At 74.9% G+C, this 23,955-nt stretch carries 21 protein-coding genes; 9 read left to right on the plus strand and 12 right to left on the minus strand.

Features of this window, described 5'->3' with window-relative positions:
* Positions 1-102 precede the first annotated feature (102 nt).
* A complete protein-coding gene (locus ACZ597_RS30080; RefSeq protein WP_471336641.1) occupies positions 103-1,203 on the minus strand; it encodes a DUF3533 domain-containing protein in 1,101 nt (366 codons plus the stop codon).
* Positions 1,204-1,347: 144 nt separating this feature from the next.
* Between ACZ597_RS30080 and ACZ597_RS30085 the strand changes: the two genes are divergently transcribed.
* The 3 genes from ACZ597_RS30085 to ACZ597_RS30095 all read left to right on the plus strand — a co-directional run bounded on the left by ACZ597_RS30085 (position 1,348) and on the right by ACZ597_RS30095 (position 7,338).
* Positions 1,348-5,076 (plus strand): DNA polymerase III subunit alpha, encoded by a 3,729-nt coding sequence (locus ACZ597_RS30085; protein ID WP_471336644.1) that lies wholly within the window; start codon positions 1,348-1,350, stop codon positions 5,074-5,076.
* The gene (locus ACZ597_RS30090) at positions 5,073-6,164 is read left to right on the plus strand and encodes a DNA polymerase Y family protein (RefSeq protein WP_471336647.1); all 1,092 of its coding nucleotides are present in this window, start codon (positions 5,073-5,075) and stop codon (positions 6,162-6,164) included. The genes ACZ597_RS30085 and ACZ597_RS30090 overlap by 4 nt, the downstream gene beginning before the upstream one ends.
* Positions 6,165-6,477: 313 nt before the next feature.
* On the plus strand, positions 6,478-7,338 hold the full coding sequence (locus tag ACZ597_RS30095) for an esterase/lipase family protein (protein ID WP_471336649.1): 861 nt from the start codon (positions 6,478-6,480) through the stop codon (positions 7,336-7,338).
* 39 nt (positions 7,339-7,377) lie between these two features.
* Here the strand turns inward: ACZ597_RS30095 and ACZ597_RS30100 are convergent, their stop codons facing one another.
* The 3 genes from ACZ597_RS30100 to ACZ597_RS30110 form a co-directional block, all read right to left on the minus strand.
* On the minus strand, positions 7,378-8,439 hold the full coding sequence (locus ACZ597_RS30100) for a lytic polysaccharide monooxygenase auxiliary activity family 9 protein (RefSeq protein ID WP_471336652.1): 1,062 nt from the start codon (positions 8,437-8,439) through the stop codon (positions 7,378-7,380).
* 171 nt (positions 8,440-8,610) lie between these two features.
* Positions 8,611-9,093: a ribonuclease FAU-1 family protein gene (locus ACZ597_RS30105; protein WP_471336654.1), complete on the minus strand. Its 483-nt coding sequence runs from the start codon at positions 9,091-9,093 to the stop codon at positions 8,611-8,613.
* A complete protein-coding gene (locus ACZ597_RS30110) occupies positions 9,090-10,034 on the minus strand; it encodes a GNAT family N-acetyltransferase (RefSeq protein WP_471336657.1) in 945 nt (314 codons plus the stop codon). Before ACZ597_RS30110 ends, ACZ597_RS30105 begins: the two co-directional genes overlap by 4 nt.
* Positions 10,035-10,106: 72 nt before the next feature.
* Between ACZ597_RS30110 and ACZ597_RS30115 the strand changes: the two genes are divergently transcribed.
* Positions 10,107-10,490, plus strand: coding sequence for a GntR family transcriptional regulator (locus tag ACZ597_RS30115; protein WP_471336661.1), 384 nt, complete (start codon positions 10,107-10,109; stop codon positions 10,488-10,490).
* Between the two features lie 434 nt (positions 10,491-10,924).
* Here the strand turns inward: ACZ597_RS30115 and ACZ597_RS30120 are convergent, their stop codons facing one another.
* On the minus strand, positions 10,925-12,055 hold the full coding sequence (locus ACZ597_RS30120; protein WP_471336664.1) for a DUF5925 domain-containing protein: 1,131 nt from the start codon (positions 12,053-12,055) through the stop codon (positions 10,925-10,927).
* A 157-nt stretch (positions 12,056-12,212) separates the two neighbouring features.
* Between ACZ597_RS30120 and ACZ597_RS30125 the strand changes: the two genes are divergently transcribed.
* Complete coding sequence (locus ACZ597_RS30125; protein WP_471336667.1) at positions 12,213-13,022, plus strand: SGNH/GDSL hydrolase family protein; 810 nt, start codon at positions 12,213-12,215, stop codon at positions 13,020-13,022.
* Positions 13,023-13,036: 14 nt separating this feature from the next.
* On the opposite strand, the gene ACZ597_RS30130 is transcribed toward ACZ597_RS30125, so the two are convergent.
* Positions 13,037-14,611, minus strand: a complete 1,575-nt coding sequence (locus ACZ597_RS30130) for a serine/threonine-protein kinase (RefSeq protein ID WP_471336858.1) — start codon at positions 14,609-14,611, stop codon at positions 13,037-13,039.
* Positions 14,612-14,961: 350 nt separating this feature from the next.
* Here ACZ597_RS30130 and ACZ597_RS30135 point away from each other — a divergent pair, with 350 nt between their 5' ends.
* The gene (locus ACZ597_RS30135; protein ID WP_007263256.1) at positions 14,962-15,231 is read left to right on the plus strand and encodes a hypothetical protein; all 270 of its coding nucleotides are present in this window, start codon (positions 14,962-14,964) and stop codon (positions 15,229-15,231) included.
* An 88-nt stretch (positions 15,232-15,319) separates the two neighbouring features.
* Here the strand turns inward: ACZ597_RS30135 and ACZ597_RS30140 are convergent, their stop codons facing one another.
* Complete coding sequence (locus ACZ597_RS30140) at positions 15,320-16,516, minus strand: CaiB/BaiF CoA transferase family protein (protein ID WP_471336670.1); 1,197 nt, start codon at positions 16,514-16,516, stop codon at positions 15,320-15,322.
* A 123-nt stretch (positions 16,517-16,639) separates the two neighbouring features.
* On the opposite strand from ACZ597_RS30140, the gene ACZ597_RS30145 reads away from it, so the two are divergent.
* A complete protein-coding gene (locus tag ACZ597_RS30145; protein ID WP_471336673.1) occupies positions 16,640-17,596 on the plus strand; it encodes a hypothetical protein in 957 nt (318 codons plus the stop codon).
* Positions 17,597-17,655: 59 nt separating this feature from the next.
* Here the strand turns inward: ACZ597_RS30145 and ACZ597_RS30150 are convergent, their stop codons facing one another.
* Complete coding sequence (locus ACZ597_RS30150) at positions 17,656-18,444, minus strand: ABC transporter permease (RefSeq protein ID WP_471336675.1); 789 nt, start codon at positions 18,442-18,444, stop codon at positions 17,656-17,658.
* A complete protein-coding gene (locus tag ACZ597_RS30155) occupies positions 18,441-19,412 on the minus strand; it encodes an ATP-binding cassette domain-containing protein (RefSeq protein WP_471336680.1) in 972 nt (323 codons plus the stop codon). The genes ACZ597_RS30150 and ACZ597_RS30155 overlap by 4 nt, the downstream gene beginning before the upstream one ends.
* Positions 19,413-19,488: 76 nt before the next feature.
* On the opposite strand from ACZ597_RS30155, the gene ACZ597_RS30160 reads away from it, so the two are divergent.
* Complete coding sequence (locus ACZ597_RS30160) at positions 19,489-20,211, plus strand: TetR/AcrR family transcriptional regulator C-terminal domain-containing protein (protein WP_471336683.1); 723 nt, start codon at positions 19,489-19,491, stop codon at positions 20,209-20,211.
* 10 nt (positions 20,212-20,221) lie between these two features.
* On the opposite strand, the gene ACZ597_RS30165 is transcribed toward ACZ597_RS30160, so the two are convergent.
* Positions 20,222-21,343 carry a type ISP restriction/modification enzyme gene (locus ACZ597_RS30165; RefSeq protein ID WP_471336861.1) on the minus strand — a complete coding sequence of 374 codons (1,122 nt, stop codon included), beginning with the start codon at positions 21,341-21,343 and terminating at the stop codon, positions 20,222-20,224.
* A 150-nt stretch (positions 21,344-21,493) separates the two neighbouring features.
* Here ACZ597_RS30165 and ACZ597_RS30170 point away from each other — a divergent pair, with 150 nt between their 5' ends.
* Positions 21,494-21,661 (plus strand): hypothetical protein, encoded by a 168-nt coding sequence (locus tag ACZ597_RS30170; RefSeq protein ID WP_427715691.1) that lies wholly within the window; start codon positions 21,494-21,496, stop codon positions 21,659-21,661.
* A 112-nt stretch (positions 21,662-21,773) separates the two neighbouring features.
* On the opposite strand, the gene ACZ597_RS30175 is transcribed toward ACZ597_RS30170, so the two are convergent.
* Together ACZ597_RS30175 and hmgA are read right to left on the minus strand one after the other, a co-directional pair.
* Complete coding sequence (locus tag ACZ597_RS30175) at positions 21,774-22,523, minus strand: GntR family transcriptional regulator (protein ID WP_471336690.1); 750 nt, start codon at positions 22,521-22,523, stop codon at positions 21,774-21,776.
* 71 nt (positions 22,524-22,594) lie between these two features.
* Positions 22,595-23,908, minus strand: a complete 1,314-nt coding sequence (gene hmgA / locus ACZ597_RS30180) for a homogentisate 1,2-dioxygenase (RefSeq protein WP_471336693.1) — start codon at positions 23,906-23,908, stop codon at positions 22,595-22,597.
* Positions 23,909-23,955 lie beyond the last annotated feature (47 nt).

The following is a 23,955-nucleotide window of genomic DNA, read 5'->3' on the forward strand; positions in this document are numbered from 1 at the left end:
AAGCCTCGGCGCCGGGTCCGGTACCAGAGGGGCCCGTCCAGCGGGCCCTCGCGCCCGGCCGCCTCCGTGCGGCCGGGCTCCTCGGGTCCGCCCGGTGCCCGCTCAGCGCGGTTCCGCCGCCCCGCTCGTGAAGCGGGGGACGGACGGGGCGTCGTCGGGGAGGCCGCTGCCCACCGCGGCTCCGGGGCGGCCGCGGCGCATGACCGCGCAGGCCAGGGTGATCACGGAGCCGGCCACCGCCCAGGCGGCCAGCACCAGCATGGGCCCGCCCGCGCCGTTGCCCTTGAAGTACGCGATGGAGCGCGCGGCGTACGTACCGGCGCCCGGCGGCAGGGCCGGGCCGATCGCCCGCCAGAACGGCGGCAGCAGCGGGTACGGGTAGGCGCCGCCGGCGCTCGGGTTGCCGAAGACCACGACCACCAGGATGGCCAGGCCGATGCCGACCACGCCCGCCACGCCCTGGAGGGCCAGGGTGAGCGCGCCGACGGCGAAGACGACCAGGGTGCCCAGTCCCCACAGGGCCGGCAGCGAGCCGGGCAGCGCGCCCAGCACCGGGCCGGCGATGACCGCGCCGAGCAGCCCGGCGGCGATCGAGTACAGGAGCAGCGCTCCGAGCCGGATGACCGCGCGGTGGATGTTGGCGGGCCGGGCGCCGGCGCTGATCGCGAGGATCGCGGCGCACAGGTAGCCGCCCACGCACCAGCCGACGACCAGGTAGAAGGAGCTCAGGCCGCGGCTGTCGCCCTTGTCTGCGGGGGCCACGTCGATGACCCGGACCGTGCGCCCCTGCGCCTTCTCGGCCAGGCCGACGATCTGCTCCAGGGCCTGGGAGAGCGAGGCCCCGGAGCCGCTCGCGACCAGCAGCCGGTCGGTGGTGCCGGCCGGGTCGACGACCAGGGCGCCGTCCACGTCCCGGTTCTCGATCTGCGCGAGCGCCGTCGCCTCGTCCTTGACCGCGCGGGGGTCGAGCGGCCCGCCGGGCAGGGCGTCGAGCCCCTTCGCGGTCTGCGCGGCGAGGGCTTCGGCGGGGGCGGCCACCGCGATCGGGATCCCGCTGGGCTTCGGGTGGTGGAAGGCCCCGATGTAGGAGGTGATGAACGCCAGCTGGAGGGCCAGCACCCCCACGACCAGCAGGGCTGCCCGGGCGGTCACGGCGTCCTTGATCTCGGCGAGGAAGCCGCTGCTCTTGGTGGGGTGGGTCATGGTGCCCACGCTCGGCGCGCGGGGGGTCCGGCGCAGCAGGGGAGGGGCGAATGGATGATCGAACAAGTGTTTCGCACGAATATTCGAATTGCTCTATGGTGGAGAAGGGGGAGGTTGAAGGTCGAGCGAAGCAGGAGGCCGCGGGTGCCTGGTTTTACGCATCTGCACACCGTTTCGGGGTTCTCCGTGCGGTACGGGGCCTCACACCCGGAGCGGCTGGCGGAACGAGCCGTCGAGCGGGGCATGGACGCCCTCGCCCTCACCGACCGCGACACCCTCGCGGGCGCGGTGCGGTTCGCGAAGGCTGCCGCCGGGGCCGGGATCCGGCCGCTGTTCGGGGTGGACCTGCCCGTGCCGCCGGCCGCGGGTGCCGCGGGTGTGGCGGCCCCGGGCGCCTCCGGCCCGGCCGGCGAGGCCTCGTACCGCAGGCGTACCCCCGTCAGGGGCGGGGCCTTCGTGGACGAGTCCGCCCCGCGCGCCGTCTTCCTGGCCCGGGACGGGGCCGCCGGCTGGGCGGAGCTGTGCCGGATGGTCACCACCGCCTTTGCCCCGGCCGGGCGGGGGGACGGGCGCGGGGCCGGTGGCCCCGGCCCGGGATCCGGCGCGGGCGGTCCGGCCGACGGGGTCCCCCTCGGCGGCGGGTCCGGCGGGGCCGCGCGGGCCGGGGGCGCGGGCTCCGGTGCGGGAGGCTCGGCCGGCGGGGCCGTGCCGGGCGGCTTCGGCGGCGACGGGTCGGCGGGGGTCGGGGCGGGGGTCGTCGGTGCCGGCCTCTCCGCTGCCGCCGGGCCACAGGGGCTGTCGTGGGAGGCGCTGCGGGGAGAAGGGGTGTTCGTGCTGCTCGGGCCCGGGTCCGAGGTGGGGCGGGCGCTCGCCGCCGGACGGCCCGACCGGGCCGCGCGGCTGCTCGCGCCCTGGCGGGACGTCTACGGCGACGCCCTGCGCCTGGAGGCCGTCCACCACGGCCGCACCGGCACCGGCCCCGGCTCGCTGCGCCTGGCCGCCCGTACCGTCGGCTTCGCCGCCGAGCAGGGCGTCACGGCCGTGCTGACCAACGCGGTCCGGTACGCCGACCCCGGCCAGGGCCCCGTGGCCGACGTCCTCGACGCCGCCCGCCGGCTCGTCCCCCTCGGCCCCCGGGGCGCCCGCGACAGCGGCGAGCGGTGGCTCAAGGACCCCGCCGCCATGGCCGAGGCCGCCGAGCGGATCGCCGAGGCGGCCGGACTGCGCGCCGCCGACGCCCGCCGGCTGCTCGCGCGGACCCGGGAGACCGCCGAGGCCTGCTCCGTGGACCCCGAGGACGACCTCGGCATCGGCTCCGTGCACTTCCCCGAGGCCCGCCTCGTCGGTGCCGCCCACCGCACCGCCCAGCGGGTGCTCGCCTCCCGCGCCTCGGCCGGGATGGTGCTGCGCGGCTACGCCGGGCGGCGCGCGTACTGGGACCGGATGGAGGAGGAGCTCGACGTCATCGCCCACCACGGCTACGCCTCGTACTTCCTGACGGTCGCCCAGGTCGTGGACGACGTAAGGGAGATGGGCATCCGGGTGGCCGCGCGCGGTTCCGGCGCGGGCTCCCTCGTCAACCACCTCCTCGGCATCGCGCACGCCGACCCGGTCGAGCACGGCCTGCTGATGGAGCGCTTCCTGTCCAAGCGCCGCCGCGTGCTGCCCGACATCGACATCGACGTGGAATCCGCCCGCCGGCTGGAGGTCTACCGCCGGATCATCGGCCGCTTCGGCGCCGAGCGCGTCGCCACCGTCGCCATGCCCGAGACCTACCGGGTCCGCCACGCCATCCGCGACGTCGGCGCCGCCCTGTCCATGGACCCGGCCGCCGTGGACCGGCTCGCCAAGGCCTTCCCGCACATCCGGGCCCGCGACGCCCGCGCCGCCCTGGCCGAACTGCCCGAACTCCGCGACGTGCGGGGGGAGGAGCACGGGCGGCTGTGGGACCTCGTCGAGGCGCTCGACGCGCTGCCGCGCGGGACCGCCATGCACCCGTGCGGGGTGCTGCTCTCCGACGCCTCGCTGCTCGCGCGCACCCCGGTGGTCCCCACCAGCGGCGAGGGCTTCCCCATGTCCCAGTTCGACAAGGAGGACGTGGAGGACCTCGGGCTGCTCAAACTCGACGTGCTGGGCGTGCGCATGCAGTCCGCGATGGCGCACGCGGTCACCGAGCTGAAGCGGGCGACGGGCCTCGACCTCGACCTCGACGACCCCGCGCAGGTGCCCCCGGGCGACGGGCCGACGTACGAACTGATCCGCTCCGCCGAGACGCTGGGCTGCTTCCAGATCGAGTCCCCCGGCCAGCGCGACCTGGTGGGCCGGCTCCAGCCCGACTCCTTCCACGACCTGGTCGTCGACATCTCCCTCTTCCGGCCCGGCCCGGTCGCCGCCGACATGGTGCGCCCCTTCATCGAGGCCCGGCACGGGCGGGCCCCGGTCCGCTTCCCGCACCCGGACCTGGCCGACGCGCTGCGCGAGACGTACGGGGTGGTCGTCTTCCACGAGCAGATCATCGAGATCGTGCACGTCATGACCGGCTGCGGCCGCGACGAGGCCGACCGGGTGCGGCGCGGGCTCTCCGACCCGGAGTCCCAGGGCCGGATCAAGGCCTGGTTCGCGGCGACGGCCGCCGGGCGCGGCTACGCGCCCGAGGTGATCGCCCGGACCTGGGAGATCGTCGAGGCCTTCGGCAGCTACGGCTTCTGCAAGGCACACGCCGTGGCCTTCGCCGTGCCCACCTACCAGTCGGCGTGGCTCAAGGCCCACCACCCGGCGGCCTTCTACGCCGGGCTGCTCACCCACGACCCCGGGATGTACCCGAAGCGGCTGCTGCTGGCGGACGCCCGGCGGCGGGGCGTGCCCGTGCTGCCGCTGGACGTGAACCGCTCGGCGGCCGCCCACCGCATCGAACTGGTGTCCGACGGCCCGGGCGGGCGGGAGCCGGAGCGGTGGGGGCTGAGGCTCGCCCTGTCCGACGTCCACGGCATCAGCGAGGCCGAGACCCGCCGGATCGAGGCCGGACAGCCGTACGCCTCCCTGCGCGACTTCTGGGACCGCGCCCACCCCGGCCGGCCGGTCGCCGAACGGCTGGCCCAGGTCGGGGCGTTGGACGCGTTCGGCGCCAACCGCCGCGACCTGCTGCTGCACTTGACGGAACTGCACGGCGCCCAGCGCGCCGCCGGCACCAGGGGAGCGGCCCAGCTGCCCCTCGGCGGCGGCCGGTCCGCCGCCCCCGTCGGGCTGCCCGACCTGACCGACGCCGAACGGCTCAGCGCCGAACTCGGCGTCCTCGGCATGGACACCTCCCGCCACCTGATGAACGACCACCACGCCTTCCTCGCCGAGCTGGGCGTGACCCCGGCCGCCCGCCTGCGGGACACCGGGCACGGCCGGACCGTACTCGTCGCGGGCGCCAAGGCCGCCACCCAGACCCCGCCGATCCGCTCCGGCCGCCGCGTCATCTTCACCACCCTCGACGACGGCACCGGCCTGGTCGACCTGGCCTTCTTCGACGACAGCCAGGAGGCCTGCGCGCACACCGTCTTCCACTCCTTCCTGCTGCTCGTACGGGGAGTCGTGCAGCGGCGCGGCCCGCAGAGCCTCAGCGTGGTCGGGGCCGCCGCCTGGAACCTCGCCGAGCTGGCCGAACTGCGCGGGCACAGCGGCCTGGAGGCGGTCACCGCCCGGCTCGCCGAACCCCTCGCCGAACCCCCCGCCGGGGACGGCACCGGCACCGGTACCGGCACCGGGCGCCGCATCCACCTCCCCACCGGCTACGAGATGAACCCCTGGGCCGACCTCCAGCCGCCCGGGGAACGCGCCGCCACCGGCCGCAAGCTGTGGCACTCCAGCCCGGGGAGCGCGGGATGAGCACCGTCAGGACCGCCGCCGGCGTACTGCACGTCCGCTGCGCCCCCGCCCTGTCGGGGGAGGGTTACCGCGAGGTGCTGGAGCTGCTGCGCGAGTTCTCCCCGCTGGTCCAGGCCCTGCCGCCGCGCGCCGCGCTGGTCCAGGTCCGCGGCGCCCAGCGGTACTTCGGCGCCGACCCCGCCCGCATCGCCGAGGTGGTCCGGCTGCGCGCGGTGGCCCGGCTGGGCACGGACGTCCGGATCGGCGTCGCCGCCACCTGGGCGGTGGCGGCCATGGCCTCCGCCCGGATCCCCGGACCCGGCGGGATCCTGGCCGTGCCCGGGGAGGCGGTGGCCGGCTTCCTGGACCCCCTCCCCGTGGAGGAGCTGTACGGGCTCGGCTCCCGGCATGCCGAGGCGCTGCGCCGGTACGGGCTGCACACCGTCGGGGCGCTCACCCACGTCCCGCCCGGGGTCGTCGAGCGGATCCTCGGCAAACGGGCCGGCCGGCTCGCGGCCGAGCGGGCCCGTGGGATCGACCCGCGCCCGGTCACCCCGCGCGACCTGCCCTCCTCGGCGGCCGCCCGGGCCGGGTTCACCCGCCAGGAGCTGGACGGCCCGCACGCCCGGGCCGCGCTGCTCGGCCTCGTGGTCCGGCTCGGCGCCACCCTGCGCGGACGCGGCCAGGCCGCCCGGTCCCTGTCCCTGACCCTCCAGTTCGCGGGCGGCACCCGGTGGGAGAGGTCCCGGCGGCTGGTGGAGCCCTCCGCCCACGACGAGGACCTGCGCACCCTCGCGTACCGCCTGATGGACGCGGCCGGCCTGCAACGGGCCCGGCTGACCGGGATGGTGCTGCGCGCGGAGGACCTCACCGGCGCGGAGGGCGTGACCCGCCAGCTCACCCTGGACCCGGTGCGCGAATCCCGGCTGACGGTGGAGGCCGCCATCGACCGCGCCAACGCCCGCTTCGGCCCCGGCACGGTCCGCCCCGCGTCGGTCGCGGGCCGGGTCGGGCGCTCAGACGCCGTCCAGCACCAGCCGGGCCGTCTCCGCGCGCGGCCGGACGGTGCGCTCGGCCAGGCGCGGGCCGAGGTCCTCGTACGGAGGTGACCGGAGGGGGAAGCCGGCGGTGGCGCGCGTCTTCCCGCCGGCGAGGTCCGGCAGCCGGTTCTCGCGCAGGGCGTCGCCCGCCGGGCCGGCTCCGGGGCCCTCTGCGTGGCGGGGCTCCGCCTCAAGTCCGTGTCCAGGGGAGTCCCTTGTTCCTGAGCGGTACTGGAGGAAGGGTCGACACGCCAGTTTTTACCGACGCGTAACTTCCAAGTTTCGCTACTGGACCGTAATTTGGCCACAGCAGCCCACCTTGTGATCCGGATCACGGGACGAACCCCCACGCATTCCCCTTGACCCGCAAGGAGATCACACGATGCTGCCCTGGAGACGCCTGCTCCGCCCGCTGGCCGTCCTCACCCTCACCGCAGCCGCCCTCGTCGCCCCCACCGGCGCCGCGCAGGCCGCGTCAGCCCCCAGCAGCGGCTGGAACAACTGGTCCTGCAAGCCGTCCGCCGCCCATCCCCGCCCCGTGGTCCTGGTCCACGGCACCTTCGGGAACTCCGTCGACAACTGGCTCGGATTCGCCCCCTACCTGGTCCACCGCGGCTACTGCGTCTACTCCCTCGACTACGGCCAGCTGCCCGGCGTGCCCTTCTTCAACGGGCTCGGGCCCATCGAGAAGTCCGCCGGCCAGCTCGACGCCTTCGTCGACAAGGTCCTCGCCTCCACCGGCGCCGCCGAGGCCGACCTGGTCGGCCACTCCCAGGGCGGCATGATGCCCCGCTACTACCTCAAGTTCCTCGGCGGCGCGGCCAAGGTCAACGCCCTCGTCGGCCTCGCCCCCGACAACCACGGCACCACCCTGTCCGGACTCACCCAGCTGCTCCCGTACTTCCCCGGAGCCGAGGACCTGATCAGCACCGCCACCCCGGGGCTCGCCGACCAGATCGCCGGCTCCGCCTTCCAGCAGAAGCTGAACGCGGGCGGCGACACCGTCCCCGGGGTGAAGTACACGGTCATCGCCACCAAGTACGACGAGGTGGTCACCCCATACCGGAGCGCCTTCCTGGACGGGCCGGACGTACGCAACGTCGTGCTCCAGGACCTGTGCCCGCTGGACCTCTCGGAGCACGTGGGCATCGGCCTGACCGACCGCATCGCCTGGCACGAGGCGCTCAACGCCCTCGACCCGGCGCACGCCGAACGGACCACCTGCGCCTCGGTCTTCGACTGAGACCGGGGCGCGGGCGGCGGCCCGCCGGCCGGCCGGCGGCTAGCGGCCGTGCCGGCCGGCCGTCGCGCGGCGGCGGGCCATGGCGAACAGCACGGCCGCACCGGCGGCGAGCGCTCCGGCCCCCGCGATCGCGATCACCGGCGTCGCGGAGCCGCCACCGGTCGCGGCGAGGTCCCCGGCCGTGCTGCCGCCGGCCGGCGAGGGCGCGGCGGAGGCCTGGCCGGAGGCCGGCGCGGCGGCGAGCGGGGAGGCGGCGGACCGGCCGTTCGTCTTCGGGTCGTTGTCGCCGTGGCCGTTGTGCTCGATCGTGGACTTGCCCGCGCCGTCGGAGATCTGCTGGTCCGTCGGCGCCTTCGGCGGCTCGACGGGCTTCGCGGAGGAGCCGGTGGAAGGCTGCGCCCCGGGCTTGCCGCCGGGGGTGGTCCCCGTACCGGGCACCGTACCGCCGCTGCCGCCGCTGTCCTTGCCGAAGACCACGTCCGAGCAGGTGTAGAAGGCCTCGGGGCTGTCCGAGCGCTGCCAGATGCTGTAGATCAGGTGGCGGCCGGTCTTCTTCGGGACCGTGCCGCTGAAGACGTAGTCGCCGTTCTGCATGCCCGGGTCGGCGGCCTTCGCGAACGGCGCGGGCTCCAGGTCGGACCACTTCAGCGGCTTCGACGGGTCGTAGCCGTCCTTCGTCACGTACAGCTCGAAGGAGCCCTTGTGCGGGGCGGTCCCCTTGTAGCGGAAGGTGTGAGCCCCGGCCGTCATCGGAGAGGCCGGCCAGTCGGCGCGGGCCAGGTCCAGCCCCTTGTACTTGGCGTTGCCCGCGGAGCACAGCTGCCCGTCCGGGATCAGCGACTTGCTCTGGCCGGCCGCGTTGGCGATGTTCACCCCGTTCCAGTCGTAGAACGCCTGCGGCCCGGCAGCCGTGACGGCCGCCTCGCACGCCGCCGACCTCGGGGCCTCCGGACCCTCCGCGTAGCACGCCGCCACCCGGCTGACGGGGTCCGTCATCGAACCGTGGGCGGCCGCCGGCCCGGCGGCGTACGCGGCCACCGCGAGCGGGGCGAGACCGGCGGCGGCGATACGGACGGCGGTACGGGCGCGGCGTGCGGACATGGGTGGATCTCCTTCGGGCGCAAGGCGGGGGAGCGCCAGCGGAACCGGCCGGCGGCCCTCCCTGGCCCCGCCAAGCTAGCCCGCCGACAGGCCCGTTCGGCCCGGTCGGGGCCCGGGGAGGAGATCCTTAGGCTCCGCTTAAGGAAGGCCTAAGCGGGTCCTCAGGAACCCCTACCCGAGGAGCCCGGCCAGCCCCTCCGGGGTGCGCGCCCGCTCCTCCAGGGCGTCCAGCGCCCGTACGGCGCGGGCCGCCGCCTCCGGGTCGCCGGCGGCCAGCCCGCTCGCCGCGAACTCGTCCTCGTCCAGCCGCAGGACCGACTTGCCGTCCGCCGACACCCACAGGTCCAGGTCCAGGTCGTCGACCACGATCTCGTCCCCGCGCACCACGGCGGGGCGCGTCACGTCGCAGTACCAGCCCTTGAGGACGCCCTCCCCGGTCCACACCTCCTTGACCGCGTACCACCGCGTCCGCCAGTAGTGCTCCACGAACACGTCGCCGGGCTCGAAGCGGACGAACCCGAAGTCCTTCACCCCCTCGGCCGCCCAGGGGGCGCGCACCGAGATCCGGTCCCCGTCGTCGGCCAGCCGCGCCGCCGGATAGCTGATCTTGGTGCGGCCGGCCTTGGTGAGGGTCACGGTCCAGGACTCGGTCATGCGGTGGCTCCCAGTTTCTTCGTGAAGCGCGTCTCGGTCGCGCAGATCTCGTACCCGAACCACGAGTTGATCGCGAGCATCGGGTCGTTCCCGGCGTCGTTGCCGGTGAACGCCTCGGTGTAACCGGCCGCGCGGGCCCGGTACAGGGAGTCGGTCTTGGCGAGCTTGGCCAGCCCGCGGCCGCGGAAGGCGCGCAGGGTGCCCGTCATCGCCGAGCCGTAGCGGGTCGCGCCGTCCGTCCGCGCCGCGGTGAAGGCCGCCACGGCCCCGTCGACGAGGACGACCGTCGTCAGCTCGTGGTCCAGGGTCGGCTGGTGCCAGACGCTGTCCAGCCAGTCCTGGTAGTCGTCCAGCTCCACCGGCACGTCGCCCGGCTCGTCGGCCGTGACCTCCGCGTCGGCCTCGTACAGCGGACGCGGGTCGGCGGCGAAGGCCGACCCGGGCCGCAGCTCCACCCCGGCCGGCAGCTCCCCGGGGAGCGGCGGCAGGGAGCCCGCCGCCAGGTCCAGCCGCAGGAAGTGCGCGGAGCGGCTGGGGCGGTAGCCGTGCCGCTCGGCGAAGCCCCGGTGCGCGGGCTCGTCCAGCACCCACGCGTACGCGTCCACCGCGCCCCGCGCCGCGAGGTGCTCCTCGGCGGCGCGCAGCAGCGCGGACCCGGCGCCGAGGCCCCGGTGCGCGGGGTCGACGTGGACGTTCACGAAGGACAGCCCCGGCTGCGGGCTGTCGTACGCGAGCCCGGCCTGCGCGGTGCCCAAGGGACGTCCGTCGGGGGTCTCGGCCAGGAGCAGCCGGTAGTGCTTCTCGGGGTTGGCGGAGACGAGTTCATGGGCGACGCCCGAGGAAGTGCTGATCATGTAGGGCAGTGCCGCACGGCGGATCCGTACGACGGCCTCGGCGTCGGGCAGGTCGTCGGGCCGGATGTCGCGGACATGGATGGTCATGGTGCGGACGTTACGGGCGGGGATCCCTGCGGCGCCTGCGAATTAAGCGCCGGATGGGGGAGAATCGGCCGCGTGACCTCGACCAACCTCAGGATCAGGATCGACGGCTCGGCCGGCTCGGCCGCCCCGTACGAACAACTGCGCGCGCAGATCGCGGACCGGGCCCGGTCGGGAGCGCTGCCGGCGGGCTACAAGCTGCCGACCGTGCGGGGGCTGGCGGAGGAACTGGGGCTGGCCGCGAACACCGTCGCGAAGGCGTACCGGGCGCTGGAGGCCGACGGGGTGATCGAGACGCGCGGCCGGAACGGAACGTTCGTCGCGGCGGCGGAGGGCTCTTCGCGCGAGGCGGCGACCGCCGCGCAGGCGTTCGCGGACCGGGCCCACCGGCTGGGCCTCACGGAGGCCGAAGCCCTCGCAGCCGCCACCGAAGCCATCCGCGCCCGCTACACCGCCTGAACCTTCCCGACGCGCCGCACTCCTTCCCGACGCGCCGCACTCCTTCCCGACGCGCCGCTCGCGCGGCTCGGCGCCGGGGCGCCTCCCCGGCTTCGCGCCGCTGCGCCGGCCTCCGGCCGTCGGACATGGGGCGGGGTTGCTCTTGGCGGCTGGGGCCGGTGGGTCGGGTGCGGGTGGTGTGCCGCTGCGCGGGGCTGTCCCCTACCCGCCCTTCCACCGTTCCCCGGGCTCCGCCCGGACTCCCGCGCGGCAGCACCGTGTCTGTAGCCGCGCCGACGACTGAGGCGAGAACGGATGAAGGGTGGGGAGGGGCAGGCCCCGCGCAGCGGCGACTCGGCGACCCCGCCCCGGCCCCGCCGGACGGAGTCCGGCGCAGCGGCGCGGAACCCGGGAAGCGCGCCGGCGCTGAGCGGTGCGAGCGGCGCGTCGAAAAGTCAGAGGTACAGGCCCGCCTCCGACGACGGCTGGGCCGGCAGCACCGCCGCCGGCCCCGTCCCGCGCCGGAGGGCGAAGAGTTCGGCCAGGGTGGCGCCCTCGCGGGAGACGCCCTCCTCCGTGCCGAGCCAGTCCACCGCCTCCCGGTGGGTCAGCCGGCCCACCTCGATGCGGGCCAGGCACCGCCCCGGGCGGACCACCGCCGGGTGGAGGCGTTCGAGGTCCTCGTTCGTCGTGACGCCGACCAGGACGTTGCGGCCCTGACCCAGCAGACCGTCCGTCAGGTTCAGCAGCCGGGACAGCGCCTGACCCGCCGTGTGCCGGGCCTCGCCGCGGATCAGTTCGTCGCAGTCCTCCAGCAGCAGCAGCCGCCACCGGCCCTTCGCGGTGCCCTCGTCCTCGCCGATGGCGATGTCCATCAGGTACCCCACGTCGTTGAACAGCCGCTCGGGGTCCAGGACGCAGTCCACCTGGCACCAGTCCCGCCACGACCGCGCCAGCGTGCGCAGCGCCGAGGTCTTGCCGGTGCCCGGCGGCCCGTGCAGCAGGAGCAGCCGGCCGGCGATGTCGTCCGGGGTGACTTTCATCAGCCGGTCCATCGCCAGCGCCACCGGCGTCGTGTAGTTCGGCCGGACGTCCTCCCACGTGCCCGCGGAGATCTGCCGGGTCGTGCGGTACGGGCCGCGGCGCGGGGAGACGTACCAGAAGCCCATGGTGACGTTCTCCGGCTGCGGTTCGGGCTCGTCCCGGGCCCCCTCCGTGGCCTCGCCGAGCACCTTCTCCGCGAGTTCGTCGCTGACCGCCGTCACGGTGACGTCCGCCCCGCGGCTCCAGCGGGAGACCAGTACCGTCCAGCCCTCGCCCTCGGCGAGCGTGGCGCTGCGGTCGGTGTCGCGCGCCGAGCGCAGGACGGTGGCGCGCGGGGGCAGCAGGGTGGCTTCCGCCTTCACCCGCTCGATCGTGACGCTCTGCGCGTACGGCTGCTCGCCCGTCGCGAACCGGCCGAGGAACAGCGCGTCGACGACGTCCGACGGTGAGTCGCTGTCGTCGACATGGAGCCGGATCGGCAGCGCGTCATGCGGGTCTGCTGGCATGGCGCCCATGATCCGGCACGAACTCCCCCCGTGCACCCGTGTTTCGCCGGATCGGGTGGACGGGTTCCCTCTTCAAACCCGGCGCGGGTGAAGATTCCCGCCCCGAACCTCCTTGGCATGGACACTTCCAGACAGCCCCGGCTGCTTGTACCACGGACTCAGTAGTAACCCCCCCACAAGGAGCCGCACACACATGAGCAAGAGAATGTCGCGTTTCGCCGCCTTGACCTCCTCCCTGTTACTCGCCGCGGGCGCCGCCCTCTTCGGCGCCGGCCAGGCGTCCGCCGCGCAGGCCGACTTCGGCTACGTGGCCCTCGGCGACTCGTACTCCTCCGGCGTCGGCGCCGGCAACTACGACAGCTCCAGCGGCAGCTGCAAGCGCACCACCCGCGCCTACCCGGCCCTGTGGGCCGCCGCCCATTCCCCGCAGACCTTCTCCTTCACAGCCTGCTCGGGCGCCCGTACCGGTGACGTCCTCGCCAACCAGCTCGGCCCCCTCAACTCCGGCACCGACCTGGTGAGCATCACCGTCGGCGGCAACGACGCGGGATTCTCGGACGTGATGACGACCTGCGTCCTGCAGTCCGAGTCCACCTGCGTCAGCCGGGTCAACGAGGCCAAGCGGTACGTCGACACCACCCTCCCCGGACAGCTCGACCAGGTCTACGACGCGATCCGCGGCCGCGCCCCCGCCGCCAAGGTCGTCGTCCTCGGCTATCCCCGCTTCTACAAGCTGAACGGCACCTGTGTCGCCGGCCTGACCGAGGGCGAACGCTCCGCCATCAACGGCGCGGCGGACTACCTCAACGCCGCCATCGCCAAACGCGCCGCCGACCACGGCTACACCTTCGCCTCGATCGTCGGAGCCTTCACCGGCCACGAGATCTGCTCCGGCAGCGCCTGGCTGCACAGCGTCAACTGGACCAACATCGGCGAGTCGTACCACCCCACCGCCGCCGGACAGTCCAGCGGCTACCTGCCCGTCTTCTCCGGCAAGGCCTGATCCCCGGGACACCCCTACGGGCTGACGCCCGCGCTCGGTGCGGGCGTGGGCGTCGGCGGCGGTGTCGCGGCCGGTGAGCCGGAGGGCCCGGGAGAACCGGGGGAGGAGGCCCCGCCCGTCGGGGTCTCCTTCTCGCACGTCAGGGAGTACTCCAGCCACGCCGACGCCGTCTGCGCGGGCGCCCGGACCTCCAGCCGGACCGCGTCGCGGGAGCTCGCGCCGGCCGGGTCCCCCGGCTCGGTGTGGTTCAGCTGACGGGTGCGCGCCCCGCCCTCCTCGTACACGATGCTCTGCCAGTCGGCGGCCGGCCCCCCGCCCGCGCCGCGCCTGACCCAGCGGTACTCCACCACCGCCGGGGTCCGGGCCACCTCGACGGTCCCGGTGAAGGCGGGCGCGGAGACCTCGGCCGGCGGGCAGCTCCCGCTGTACGAGGGGCGCGTGGCGTGGGCGTACAGGGTGACGCCCCGCGCGGCGGTGGCGCCGGCGGACGCGGAGGCCGGAGCGGACGCCGACGCCGACGCGGAGGCCGAGGGGGACGCGGAGGGGGACGCCGGGGGCGAGGGGGCGTCTCGCGGCCCCTCCCCGCCCCCGGTGTTCCGCACCAGCAGCCACCCCAGCAGGGCCAGCGCCAGCAGCAGCACCACGATCCCGAGGGTCAGCACCGCCCCCGCCGGCCCCCGGGAACCGCTCCCGGATTCCGGCGCGGGCGTCGGCGCCGGAACCGGCATCGGCGGGGTCCGTCCGGAGCCCGGCCCGTACCCGGCGTCGTACCCCGCCCCGGCGGGGACCGTGGGTGCGGCCGCCCCCGACACCGGCCCGCCGGGGTCCCGTACCGCCCCGCCCGCGCCGACGATCCGCAGCATCCGGGCGGCCTCGGCGGCGGACAGCCGCTCGGCGGGGTCCTTGCGCAGCAGCCCCTCCAGCACCGGCTCCAGCGGCCCGGCACGGCGCGGCGGGGGCAACTCGGAGTCCACGACGGCCCGGAGGGTGGACAGCGGGGTGTCCTTCCGGAAGGGCGAGACCCCCTCCACGGCCGCGTAGAGCATCACCCCGAGCGACCACAGGTCCGACTCCGGGCCGGGCTCGTTCCCCAACGCCCGCTCAGGGGCCAGGAATTCGGGGGAGCCGACCACCTCGCCGGCCATCGTGAGGGCGGGGGACCCCTCCAGGCGGGCGATCCCGAAGTCGCTCAGCACCACCCTGCCGTCGTTGGCGACCAGAACGTTGGCCGGCTTCACGTCCCGGTGCAGCACCCCGGCGTCGTGCGCGGAGCGCAGCGCGGCCAGTACCTGTTCGCCGATGTGCGCGGTCCGCTGCGGGGTCATCGGGCCCTCGCCCTCCAGCACCTCCGCCAGGGAGAGCCCGCGCACCAGCTCCATCACGATCCACGGGCGGCCCTCCTCGCTCGCGACGTCGTAGACCGTGACCACCCCGCGGTGCGAGACGCGGGCGGCCGCCCACGCCTCCCGCTCCAGCCGCCGGTACATGCGCTCGACCTCTGCCGCGTCCAGCCCGGCGGGGGCCCGTACCTCCTTGACGGCGACCTCGCGGCCCAGCACCTCGTCCCGGGCCCGCCACACCACGCCCATGCCGCCGCGCCCCAACTGGCCGAGCAGCCGGTACCGGCCGGCGATGACACGCCCGGCGTCCCCGCTTTCGCTACCGTTCACGCGAACCCCCCTGCGTCACCGGGTGATCACTCCAAGTTAGCGCAGTACCCGCCGGGCGGCCCCCGTCGTGACGACACTGTCACCGACCGCTGCGCAAGGCCCCCCAAGTCGGCCGATTGGCACGGAGAGTGACCGGCGACTCCGCTGAGTAATCGTCAACTACCCGTAATTACAGGGGTAATTCACACCACCGGGATACCCGAGGGCGTTGCGGGGGCGATAGGGTTACCCTGCCCGGGCCGGGTGCCCTCGTACGGGTGGGGAGAGACATGGAACAGATAACGATGCGCAGCAGGCCGCCCCGCGTGCCTGCCATCACCTGCGGCAGCAGCGCGGTCAGCTCGCGCCTCGACCGCCACCTCGCCGTGCTGGGCGGTCCCGCCGCCCCGCGCCACGAGGTCGCCGAGGCGACGCTGCTGATGCGCGAGCTCACCTCGCGCGACCACACGCACGTCCAGCGGAGCCGGAGCGCGCGCGTCGCGCTCTTCGCGCCGCTGCGCAGGCTGCGGCGCACGCTCTTCGGCAGCCGCCGCACCTGACGTCCGCGCAGCCGGCCCCCCGTCCGGCTGCGACCCGGCCCCGTCTCCCCGTCCGGCGTATTCCGGGAACCCCGGCGCCACCCCGGCCTCAGGCGACCACACCGTCCCGGCGCAGTGCCGTGATCTGCGCGTCCGTCATCCCCAGGGCGCGCAGCAAGGCGTCGGTGTGTTCGCCGAGCGCGGGCACCGCACCCATCCGCGGTTCCGTGCCGCCCGGCAGCCCGATCGGCGGGAGCAGCGCCCGCAGCGGGCCCGCCGGCGAATCCACCTCCCGCCAGCGGTCGCGCGCCGCCAGCTGCGGGTGCGCGGCCAGCTGCGCCACCGAGTTGAGCCGCGCGCAGGCGATCCCGGCCGCCTCCAGCCGCGCCACGGCCTCGTCCGCCCCGAGCCGGCCGAGGGCCTCGGCCACCACCGCGTCCGTCTTCTCCCGCCCACGGGTGCGGGCCGCGTTCGTCGCGTACGCCGGGTCCTCCGCCAGGTCCGGCCGTTCCAGCACCTGGACCGCGAGGCGCCGCCACTCCCGGTCGTTCTGCACCGACAGCAGCACCCGGTCCCCGTCGGCCGTCGCGTAGGCGTCGTACGGCGCGATCACGGCGTGCGCGAGACCGGTCCGTACGGGCTGCTCCCCGGCGTGCATCGTGTGGTGCAGCGGGTGCCCCATCCACTCCGCGAGCGCGTCCAGCATCGACACCTCCACCGGCCCGCCGCGCCCGGTGACGCCACGGCGCAGCAGGGCCGCGAGCACCCCCGAGAAGGCGTACATGGCGGCCGCGATGTCCGCCGCCGGGATCCCCGCCTTCACCGGCCGCTCGGGAGTGCCCGTCACCGAGACCAGCCCCGCCTCGCACTGCACGAGCATGTCGTAGGCGCGCTTGTGGGCGTACGGGCCCTCGGCGCCGTAGCCGGAGATGTCCACGGCGACCAGGCGCGGGTAGCGGGCGCACAGCGCGGCCGCGTCGATCCCGAGCCGGGCGGCGGCCCCGTGCGCGAGGTTCTGCACGAACACGTCGGCGCCGTCGAGCAGGCCGTGCAGCACCTCCAGTCCGCGCGGGTCCTTCAGGTCCAGGGTGAGGGACTCCTTGCCGCGGTTGGCCCACACGAAGTGCGAGGCCAGTCCTTGGGCCGCGGTGTCGTAGGCGCGCGCGAAGTCACCGCCGTCGGGCCGCTCGACCTTGATCACCCGGGCTCCGAGGTCGGCGAGCTGGCGGGTGGCGAAGGGGGCCGAGACGGCCTGTTCGACGGCGACGACGGTGAGGCCGGCGAGGGGGAGGGGTTCGGTAGCCATGGGGTCTGCCTACCGGGTGGAAGCCGGGTCTGTCACCCGTGTCCGGAGCCCAAGCCCAGCGGAATGTCCGGATTGCATGAGTAAGGTGCGGGCGTCCGCCGTCGCGCCGTACCGAAATCGCCCATGAGAGCCCCGACCGCCGCCGCATCCCCCGCCCGCTCCGCAGCCCGGCGAACGGCGGTCGTCGTGATAGCGCTGCTGGCGGGCGTGGCGGTGACGGCGGCTCCGTCCGGGGCCGCCGGGCGGGGCCCGGATCCGGTGACCGTGAGCGCGTCCGGTGCCGACGGCGTCGTGACGAGCGCGCCGGGTTGCCCGGCCGGGCCGCTCACCGACGGCCGGACGCTCGGCGGCGGCGCCGTGCTGAGCCCCGGCGCCTTCTCCTCGCTGCCCAGCCAGATGGCCGTCAACCTGCCCTTCCGGGTCGGCGGCACGCAGTCCGCGCTCCCCGCGGCCGACACCCAGGTGACCATCGCCAACGCGCGGGGGTTCGTGACGGTGCAGCTGGACGGGGGCACCTGCGACGCGCCCGGCCTCATGTACAACGGAGCCACGGCGTCGGGGGCCGGAACCTGGCACGTCGTGCCGAACGCCACCTCGACGAACTCCTACCGGGGTGCCTCGGGCAGCGGGTTCTTCAGCATCAACGCCGACGTCACCCCCGGCACCGACAAGCTGTGGGGTCTGGACCTCCTGGGGAGCGTATCGCCCCTCCAGCCGCAGGTGGCCGTGACCCACCGCGCCTACTGGGGCGGCATCGGCAACTACCTCACGCGCACGCTGAGCGTCGAGTACCGGATCCGGAACACGGGCTCCGGCGACGCCTTCAACGTCAAGCTCCTCGACGCCCTGCCGACGGGGTCCGGGATCACCCGTCTCGGCCCGGTGCCGCAGGCGGTGGGCTCGATCCGGTCCGGCGCCACCGCCTCGGTGGTCGTGCGCTACCGGGTGTGCGGCCTCTCCGTCATCGGCTGCCGCTTCACGGCCGGCACCCAGACGTCGTTGACGGACGCGCTCGACGGCAACCCGCAGACGGCGACGGTCCCGGTGACCGTGCGGGTGCCGGTCACGCCGGTGCCGTAACGCCCGTCGGCGACCGCGTCCTGACCGGTCCTCAGCCCTGGCCGCGTCCTGACCGGTCCTCAGCCCTGGCCGCGCGCGAACCGGCGCGTGGCCAGCGGCACGAACAGGGCCAGGAGCAGCAGCGACCACAGCACCGCTCCCGCCACCGGATGCGCCGCCGGCCAGGACGCGCCCGGTGCGGCCGCACCGCCCGCGTTCCCGCACAGCTCCCGTACGGCGGTGGCCGCGGCGCTGATCGGGTTCCATTCCGCGACGACCCGCAGCCAGCCGGGCAGTCCGGCCGTCGGCAGGTAGGCGCTGGACAGCATCGGCAGCACGAAGGTGGCACCGCCGAGCTGGCCGGCGGCCTCCTCGCTGCGGCTCACCAGCCCGAGGTACGTGCCCACCCAGGCGGTGGCGAAGCGGAACAGCAGCAGCACGCCGAGCGCCCCCAGCGCGCCGGGCAGTCCGTTCTCCACCCGCCAGCCCATCGCCAGCCCCACCAGCATCAGCGGCACCATCGACACGGCCGTGGTCAGCAGGTCGGCGGCGGTCAGCCCCAGCGGCAGCGCGGTCCGGCTCATCGGCAGCGTCCGGAAGCGGTCCACGACCCCCCGGTGGGCGTCCTGGGCGGCGGTGAACAACCCGGTCATCAGGCCGTTCGCGGCCGTCGCGGCGAGCAGCCCGGGCACCAGGAACTCGCGGTACTCGGCGCCCGGCATGGCGAGCGCGCTGCCGAACACGTAGCCGAAGAAGAGCAGCATCGTGATCGGCATCGTCTGGGTCAGGATCAGCAGGGCCGGGGCGTGCCGGGCCTTCTGGAGCTGGCGGGTGAGGATGGCGCCGCCGTCCGACAGCAGGGTGGTCATGCCGCGTGCTCCTTGTCGTCCGCGGGGGCGGAAGGGGTTCGGGTGAGGCGCAGGAACACCTCGTCGAGGGTGGGCGGGCGCAGGCTCGCGTCGGTCACCGGGATCCCGGCGGTGTCGAGCTCGCGGATGATCCGGGGCAGGGTGAGCCCGTCGTCGAGCACGGTCACGCCGACGGTGAGCCGCTCCTCGTCCAGGGCGGGCCGTCCGCCCGTGAGCTGGTCGAGGACCGCGGCCGCCCCCGCGAGGGCGGCCCGCTCGGCGACGGCGACCTCGGCACGCGCGCCGATCCGGGCCTTGAGGCCGGCCGGGGTGCCGGTGGCGACGGCCCGGCCCCGGTCCACGACCACGATGTCGTCGGCGAGCCGGTCGGCCTCCTCCAGGTACTGGGTGGTCAGCAGCACGGTGGTGCCCCCGGCGGCGAGGCCGCGCACCGCCGACCAGATCTGTTCGCGGGCCGCCGGGTCGAGGCCGGTGGTCGGCTCGTCGAGGAAGAGCACCCGGGGGCGGGTGACCAGGCCGGCGGCCAGGTCCAGGCGCCGCTTCATGCCGCCCGACCAGGTGGAGGCCACCCGGTCGGCGGCCTCTTCGAGGCCGAAGCGCTCCAGCAGCTCGTCGGCACGGGTGCGCCCGGCCCGCCCCCGCAGTCCGGCGAGGCGGGCGAACAGCCGGAGGTTCTCCCGGCCGGTCAGGTCCCCGTCGACGGAGGCGTACTGGCCGGTGGCGCCGATGGCGCGGCGTACGGCGGCCGGGTCGGCGGCGACGTCGTGGCCGGCGACCAGGGCGCGTCCGCCGGTGGGGGCGGTGAGCGTGGTGAGGATCCGCACGGCGGTCGTCTTGCCCGCGCCGTTGGGGCCCAGCAGCCCGCAGACGGTGCCTTCCGGCACTGCCAGGTCCAGCCCGCGCAGGGCGTGCACCTCGCCGTAGTGCTTCTCCAGACCCTCACTAAGTACAGCGTACGTAGTTGTCATATGGCGCACCCTACCGTACTACGTACGGCGTACGTAACTAAGATGGTGCGGAGACGACGACGAGGTGATGTGACCGATGACAGCCGGCGGGCGCCCCGCTGAACCCGAAGTGATCTGGGCCCGCCCGCAGCGGGCCGGCCGCGGGCCCCGGCCCGCGCACAGCCGCGAGTCGATCGCGGCCGAAGCCGTGCGGATCGCCGACGCGGAGGGGATCGAGGCCGTATCCATGCGGCGGGTGGCGGCCGGGATCGGCGCCGGGACGATGTCGCTGTACAACTACGTCCCCCGCAAGGAGGACCTGTACGAGCTGATGGTCGACGCGGTCAGCGCGGAGTACGACCTCACCCCGCCGACCGGCCACTGGCGCGCCGACCTGCTCGCCCTGGCCCGGCAGACCCGGGACGTGATGCGCCGCCACCCCTGGCTGCCCCGGCTGCTGAGCCCGGTCTACGGCTTCAGTCCCAACGCCCTGCGGTACCTGGAGCACAGCCTGGCCTGCCTGGAGCCCCTGGAGGTTTCCGGGGCCGAGAAGCTGGAGCTGATCGCGTCCGTCAACGGCATGGTGGCCACCTTCGTGGCGGGGGAACTGGCCCTGGCCGAACGGGCCCGCTCGCTGCCCTGGAGCGAGGCCGCCGAGGAAGGCGTACGAACGGCCTGGCTCGGCTCGCGGCTGGCGACGGGGGAGTACCCGAGGCTCACGGCCGCCCTCACCGAGGGCACCCCGGTGACCGCCGCCGGGACGGACATGACGGAGGTGTTCGACCGCGCGGTGTCCCGGCTGCTGGCGGGGTGGGTCTGAGCGCCCGTCGTCAGAGCAGCGCGAACTGCCCGCCCGGGCCCTCCTCCTGGTGGTCCAGCACCGACGCCGGACGCCGGGCCCAGCGCGGCGGCGGCAGCACCCCGGCGGCCTCCAGCTCCCCGGCCCGCAGCAGCGGCCCGGGGGTGAACGCCTCCCGCTCCGGCACCAGATCGGCCAGCAGCGCCAGGGTCGTCACCAGGGCGAGCAGCTCGGAGGTCCAGGACTGCGGCCACTCGGCCGGCCCCAGCCCCTCCAGGCCGCCCGCCTGCGGGTCCCGGTGCGCGCACCGGGCGGCGAACCACGCCTCCAGCACCCGGGCGCCCTGGACCTCGTACTCCCAGGCCCCCGGCGGGACGGGGGAGACGGCCCCGTCCCCGAGGGTCAGCGTCTCGCCCTCCGGGTCGTAGCCGAGCCCCTCCGGCCAGGCCGTGACCGCCGCCCGGACGTAAGGCCGCCGCCCGCCGGGCAGCCGGGGCGGCTCTCCGCCGCGCGCGCCGCGCAGCTGGACGGCCAGCAGCCGGTGGCCCAGCTCCAGGCCGGCCCGCCAGCGCTCCGGGTCCGCCGCGAGCGGGACCTCGTACCCCCGGGGGCCCGGCCGGCCGGCGGCGAGGATCCAGCACAGCACGTCCTCCGGGGTCACCCAGCCGCCGTGGCGCCCGCCCAGCAGGGGCAGCAGGCCCGGCGCGAGGTTCGGCTCGGCCCCGCCGGGGCGCCGGTGCAGTGGGCGGATCCGGCCCAGCCGGCCCGCCGGGAGGTGGGCGGTGGCCAGCAGGCCGGGCGCCTCCAGCAGGAACACCTGCTGCGCGTCGCGCACCCGCCACAGCTCGGGGCGGGCGGAGTCGATCAGCCGCTGGTCGGGCAGCAGCCACTGCTCGTCGAAGGGTGCGCGGAGCACCCGTACGGGGTCCGGGAAGGCGCCGGGCGCGTCGGCGAAGCGGGCGGTGGCCGAGCGCTGGCCGGGCAGCGCGGCAGCCCCGGCGGACGGCGTACGGGCCCGGCTCGGGCGGAACAGCCGCTCCCGCTCCGCCCCTTCGGCTTCGGTCAGGGCCGTCCAGCGGGCGCGCAGGGTGGCGGGATCGGGCGCCGCCACCCAGTCCCGGCCCAGGCGCAGGCCGCCCACGGCCCAGGGCATCAGATCGTCCAGCAGCGGTACGTCAGCGCTCACCCGGCAGATGGTAGCGACGGCCCGCAGGGGCCGGGCCGTGTCCCGGCCGAAGCGTTACGCTCCTTGTATGTGTATACGTCCCGTACGTACGCACCCGTTCCGACCGAGGAGCCGGTCATGAGCATGTACGACGAGTATTCGACCCCGTCGCAGGCCGAGGGCGAGCGGCTCGACGAGGACATGGACGAGCGGGAGAAGATGCAGCGGCACCCGCAGACCATGCGCACCACGCCCTCCCAGGCCGAGGGCGAACGCGTCACAGAAGAGAACGAGCAGCAGAAGTAGGAGGTTCCCGGATCCGGACCCCGGGCCCCGGACCCGGACCCCGGGCCCCGGACCCGGACCCCGGATCCGGACCCCGGATCCCGGATTCCGGATTCCGGTCGCCGGAGCCCGCTCAGGGTGCTTCGACGGTCACCGTGAAGGAGAACCGGTCGCCCCGGTACCGGATCCGGGCCACATCGACGACCCGCCCGTCCTCGTCGTAGGTCACGCCGGTGTAGTGCAGGATCGGGCTCAGCAGGGGCACCTCCAGTAGCTCGGCCGTGACCGGATCGGCCAGCCGCGCCTCCACGGTGTCCGTGATCCGGCTGATCCGTACACCGACCACGTCGCGCAGCACCTTGGTCATCGGCCAGCGCTCCAGGTCGGCCAGGTCCACGGCGTCGGCGAGCTCCGGACGGACCGCGTTCTCCGCCCAGTTGGTGGGCTCCCCGCTCTCGCCGTCGCGCCGGAGCCTGCGGTACGTGACCACCTCGGCGGTGTCCGGGAAGTGCTCCAGCAGCTCCCCGGACACGGGCGTGCGCTCATGGCCCAGCACCGTCGTCAGATCGCCCGACTGTTGGGCCACGATCGCGTCCACCGAGCCCAGCAGCCGTACCGGCGCACTGCGCATCGCGCCCGGCTCGATGAAGGTCCCGCGCCGCCGGTGCCGGCTGATGAGGCCCTCGCCCTCCAGCTCCTTGAGCGCCTGGCGCATGGTCAGCACGCTCACCCCGTAGTGCTCGGCGAGCTGCTCCTCGGTCGGCAGCCGCAGCGAGGCGTCCGGAGTGCGCCCCAGTATCGAGGCGCGCAGGGACTGGGACACCTGGTACCAGAGCGGCAGCTTCCGGTTCAGTACCAGGGAGTCGGGGGCGAAGGCGGTCACGGGTCGTTCTCCGTACGGGCCGGCTGTCATCAGCCGAAGGGGCGGGGCGGTGCGCAGGGGACACCGGCATGTTAGGCACGGAAGTGGCGCTGGAGACCCTCCCATACGTCGTCGTATCCGCGCTGGAGGTGCTCCGCCACCGCGGCCTGGGGGGTGGCGGTGATCGGCCAGCGGGTCTCGAACATGAAGGCCAGGCCGTCGTCGATCTTCTGCGGCTTCAGCTCGGCGGCGCTGGCCTTGTCGAAGGTCTCCCGGTCCGGGCCGTGCGCGGACATCATGTTGTGCAGCGAGCCGCCGCCCGGCACGAACCCCTCGGCCTTGGCGTCGTAGGCGCCCTCGATCAGGCCCATGTACTCGCTCATCACGTTGCGGTGGAAGTACGGCGGGCGGAAGGTGTCCTCGCCGACCAGCCAGCGCGGGGCGAACACCACGAAGTCCACGCCCGCCAGGCCCGGGGTGTCGGACGGCGAGGTCAGCACGGTGAAGATCGACGGGTCGGGGTGGTCGTAGCTGATGGACCCGATCACGTTGAACTTGCGCAGGTCGTAGACGTACGGGACGTGCGTGCCGTGCCAGGCGACCACGTCGAGCGGCGAGTGGCCGTAGGTCGCGGACCAGAGGTTGCCGCAGAACTTGTTGACCACGTCGGTCGGGCGCTCCACGTCCTCGTACGCGGCCACCGGCGCCCGGAAGTCCCGCGCCGCGGCCAGGCCGTTGGCGCCGATCGGGCCGAGGTCCGGCAGCTCGAAGGGCTGCCCGTAGTTCTCGCAGACGTAGCCGCGGGCGTCGCCGTCCAGCAGCTCGACGCGGAAGCGGATGCCGCGCGGGATCAGCGCCACCTCGCCGGGGCCCGCGCTCAGCAGGCCGAGCTCGGTGCGCAGCAGGAGGCCGCCCCGCTCGGGGACGATCAGCAGCTCGCCGTCCGAGTCGCTGAAGACCCGGTCGGTCATGTCGGCGTTGGCGGAGTAGAGGTGGACGGCCATGCCGGTGCGCTGGGTGGCGTCGCCGTTGCCGCCGAGGGTCCACAGGCCGGCCAGGAAGTCGGTACCGGGGGCCGGGTCGGGCAGCGGGTTCCAGCGCAGCCGGTTGGGGTCCGGGACGGCGTCGGTGAAGGGCGCGGTGCGCAGGGCGCCGTTGTCCACGCGGGTGAAGGCCGGGTGCGCGGCGGAGGGGCGGATCCGGTAGAGCCACGACCTGCGGTTGTGGCGGCGCGGCTCGGTGAAGGCGCTGCCGCTGAGCTGCTCGGCGTAGAGGCCGAGGGCGGCGCGCTGGGGGGAGTTGCGGCCGAGCGGGAGCGCGCCGGGCACGGCCTCCGAGCCGTGCTCGTTCCCGAAGCCGGTGAGGTACTCCAGCGCCTCCGCCGTCTTCCTGGCCTGCTCACTCATGGGCTGCTCCCGCTCCGTCGAAGGAATCCTATGGTCGACAGTAGGAT

This window comes from Streptomyces sp. NPDC040718, from assembly GCF_055593565.1.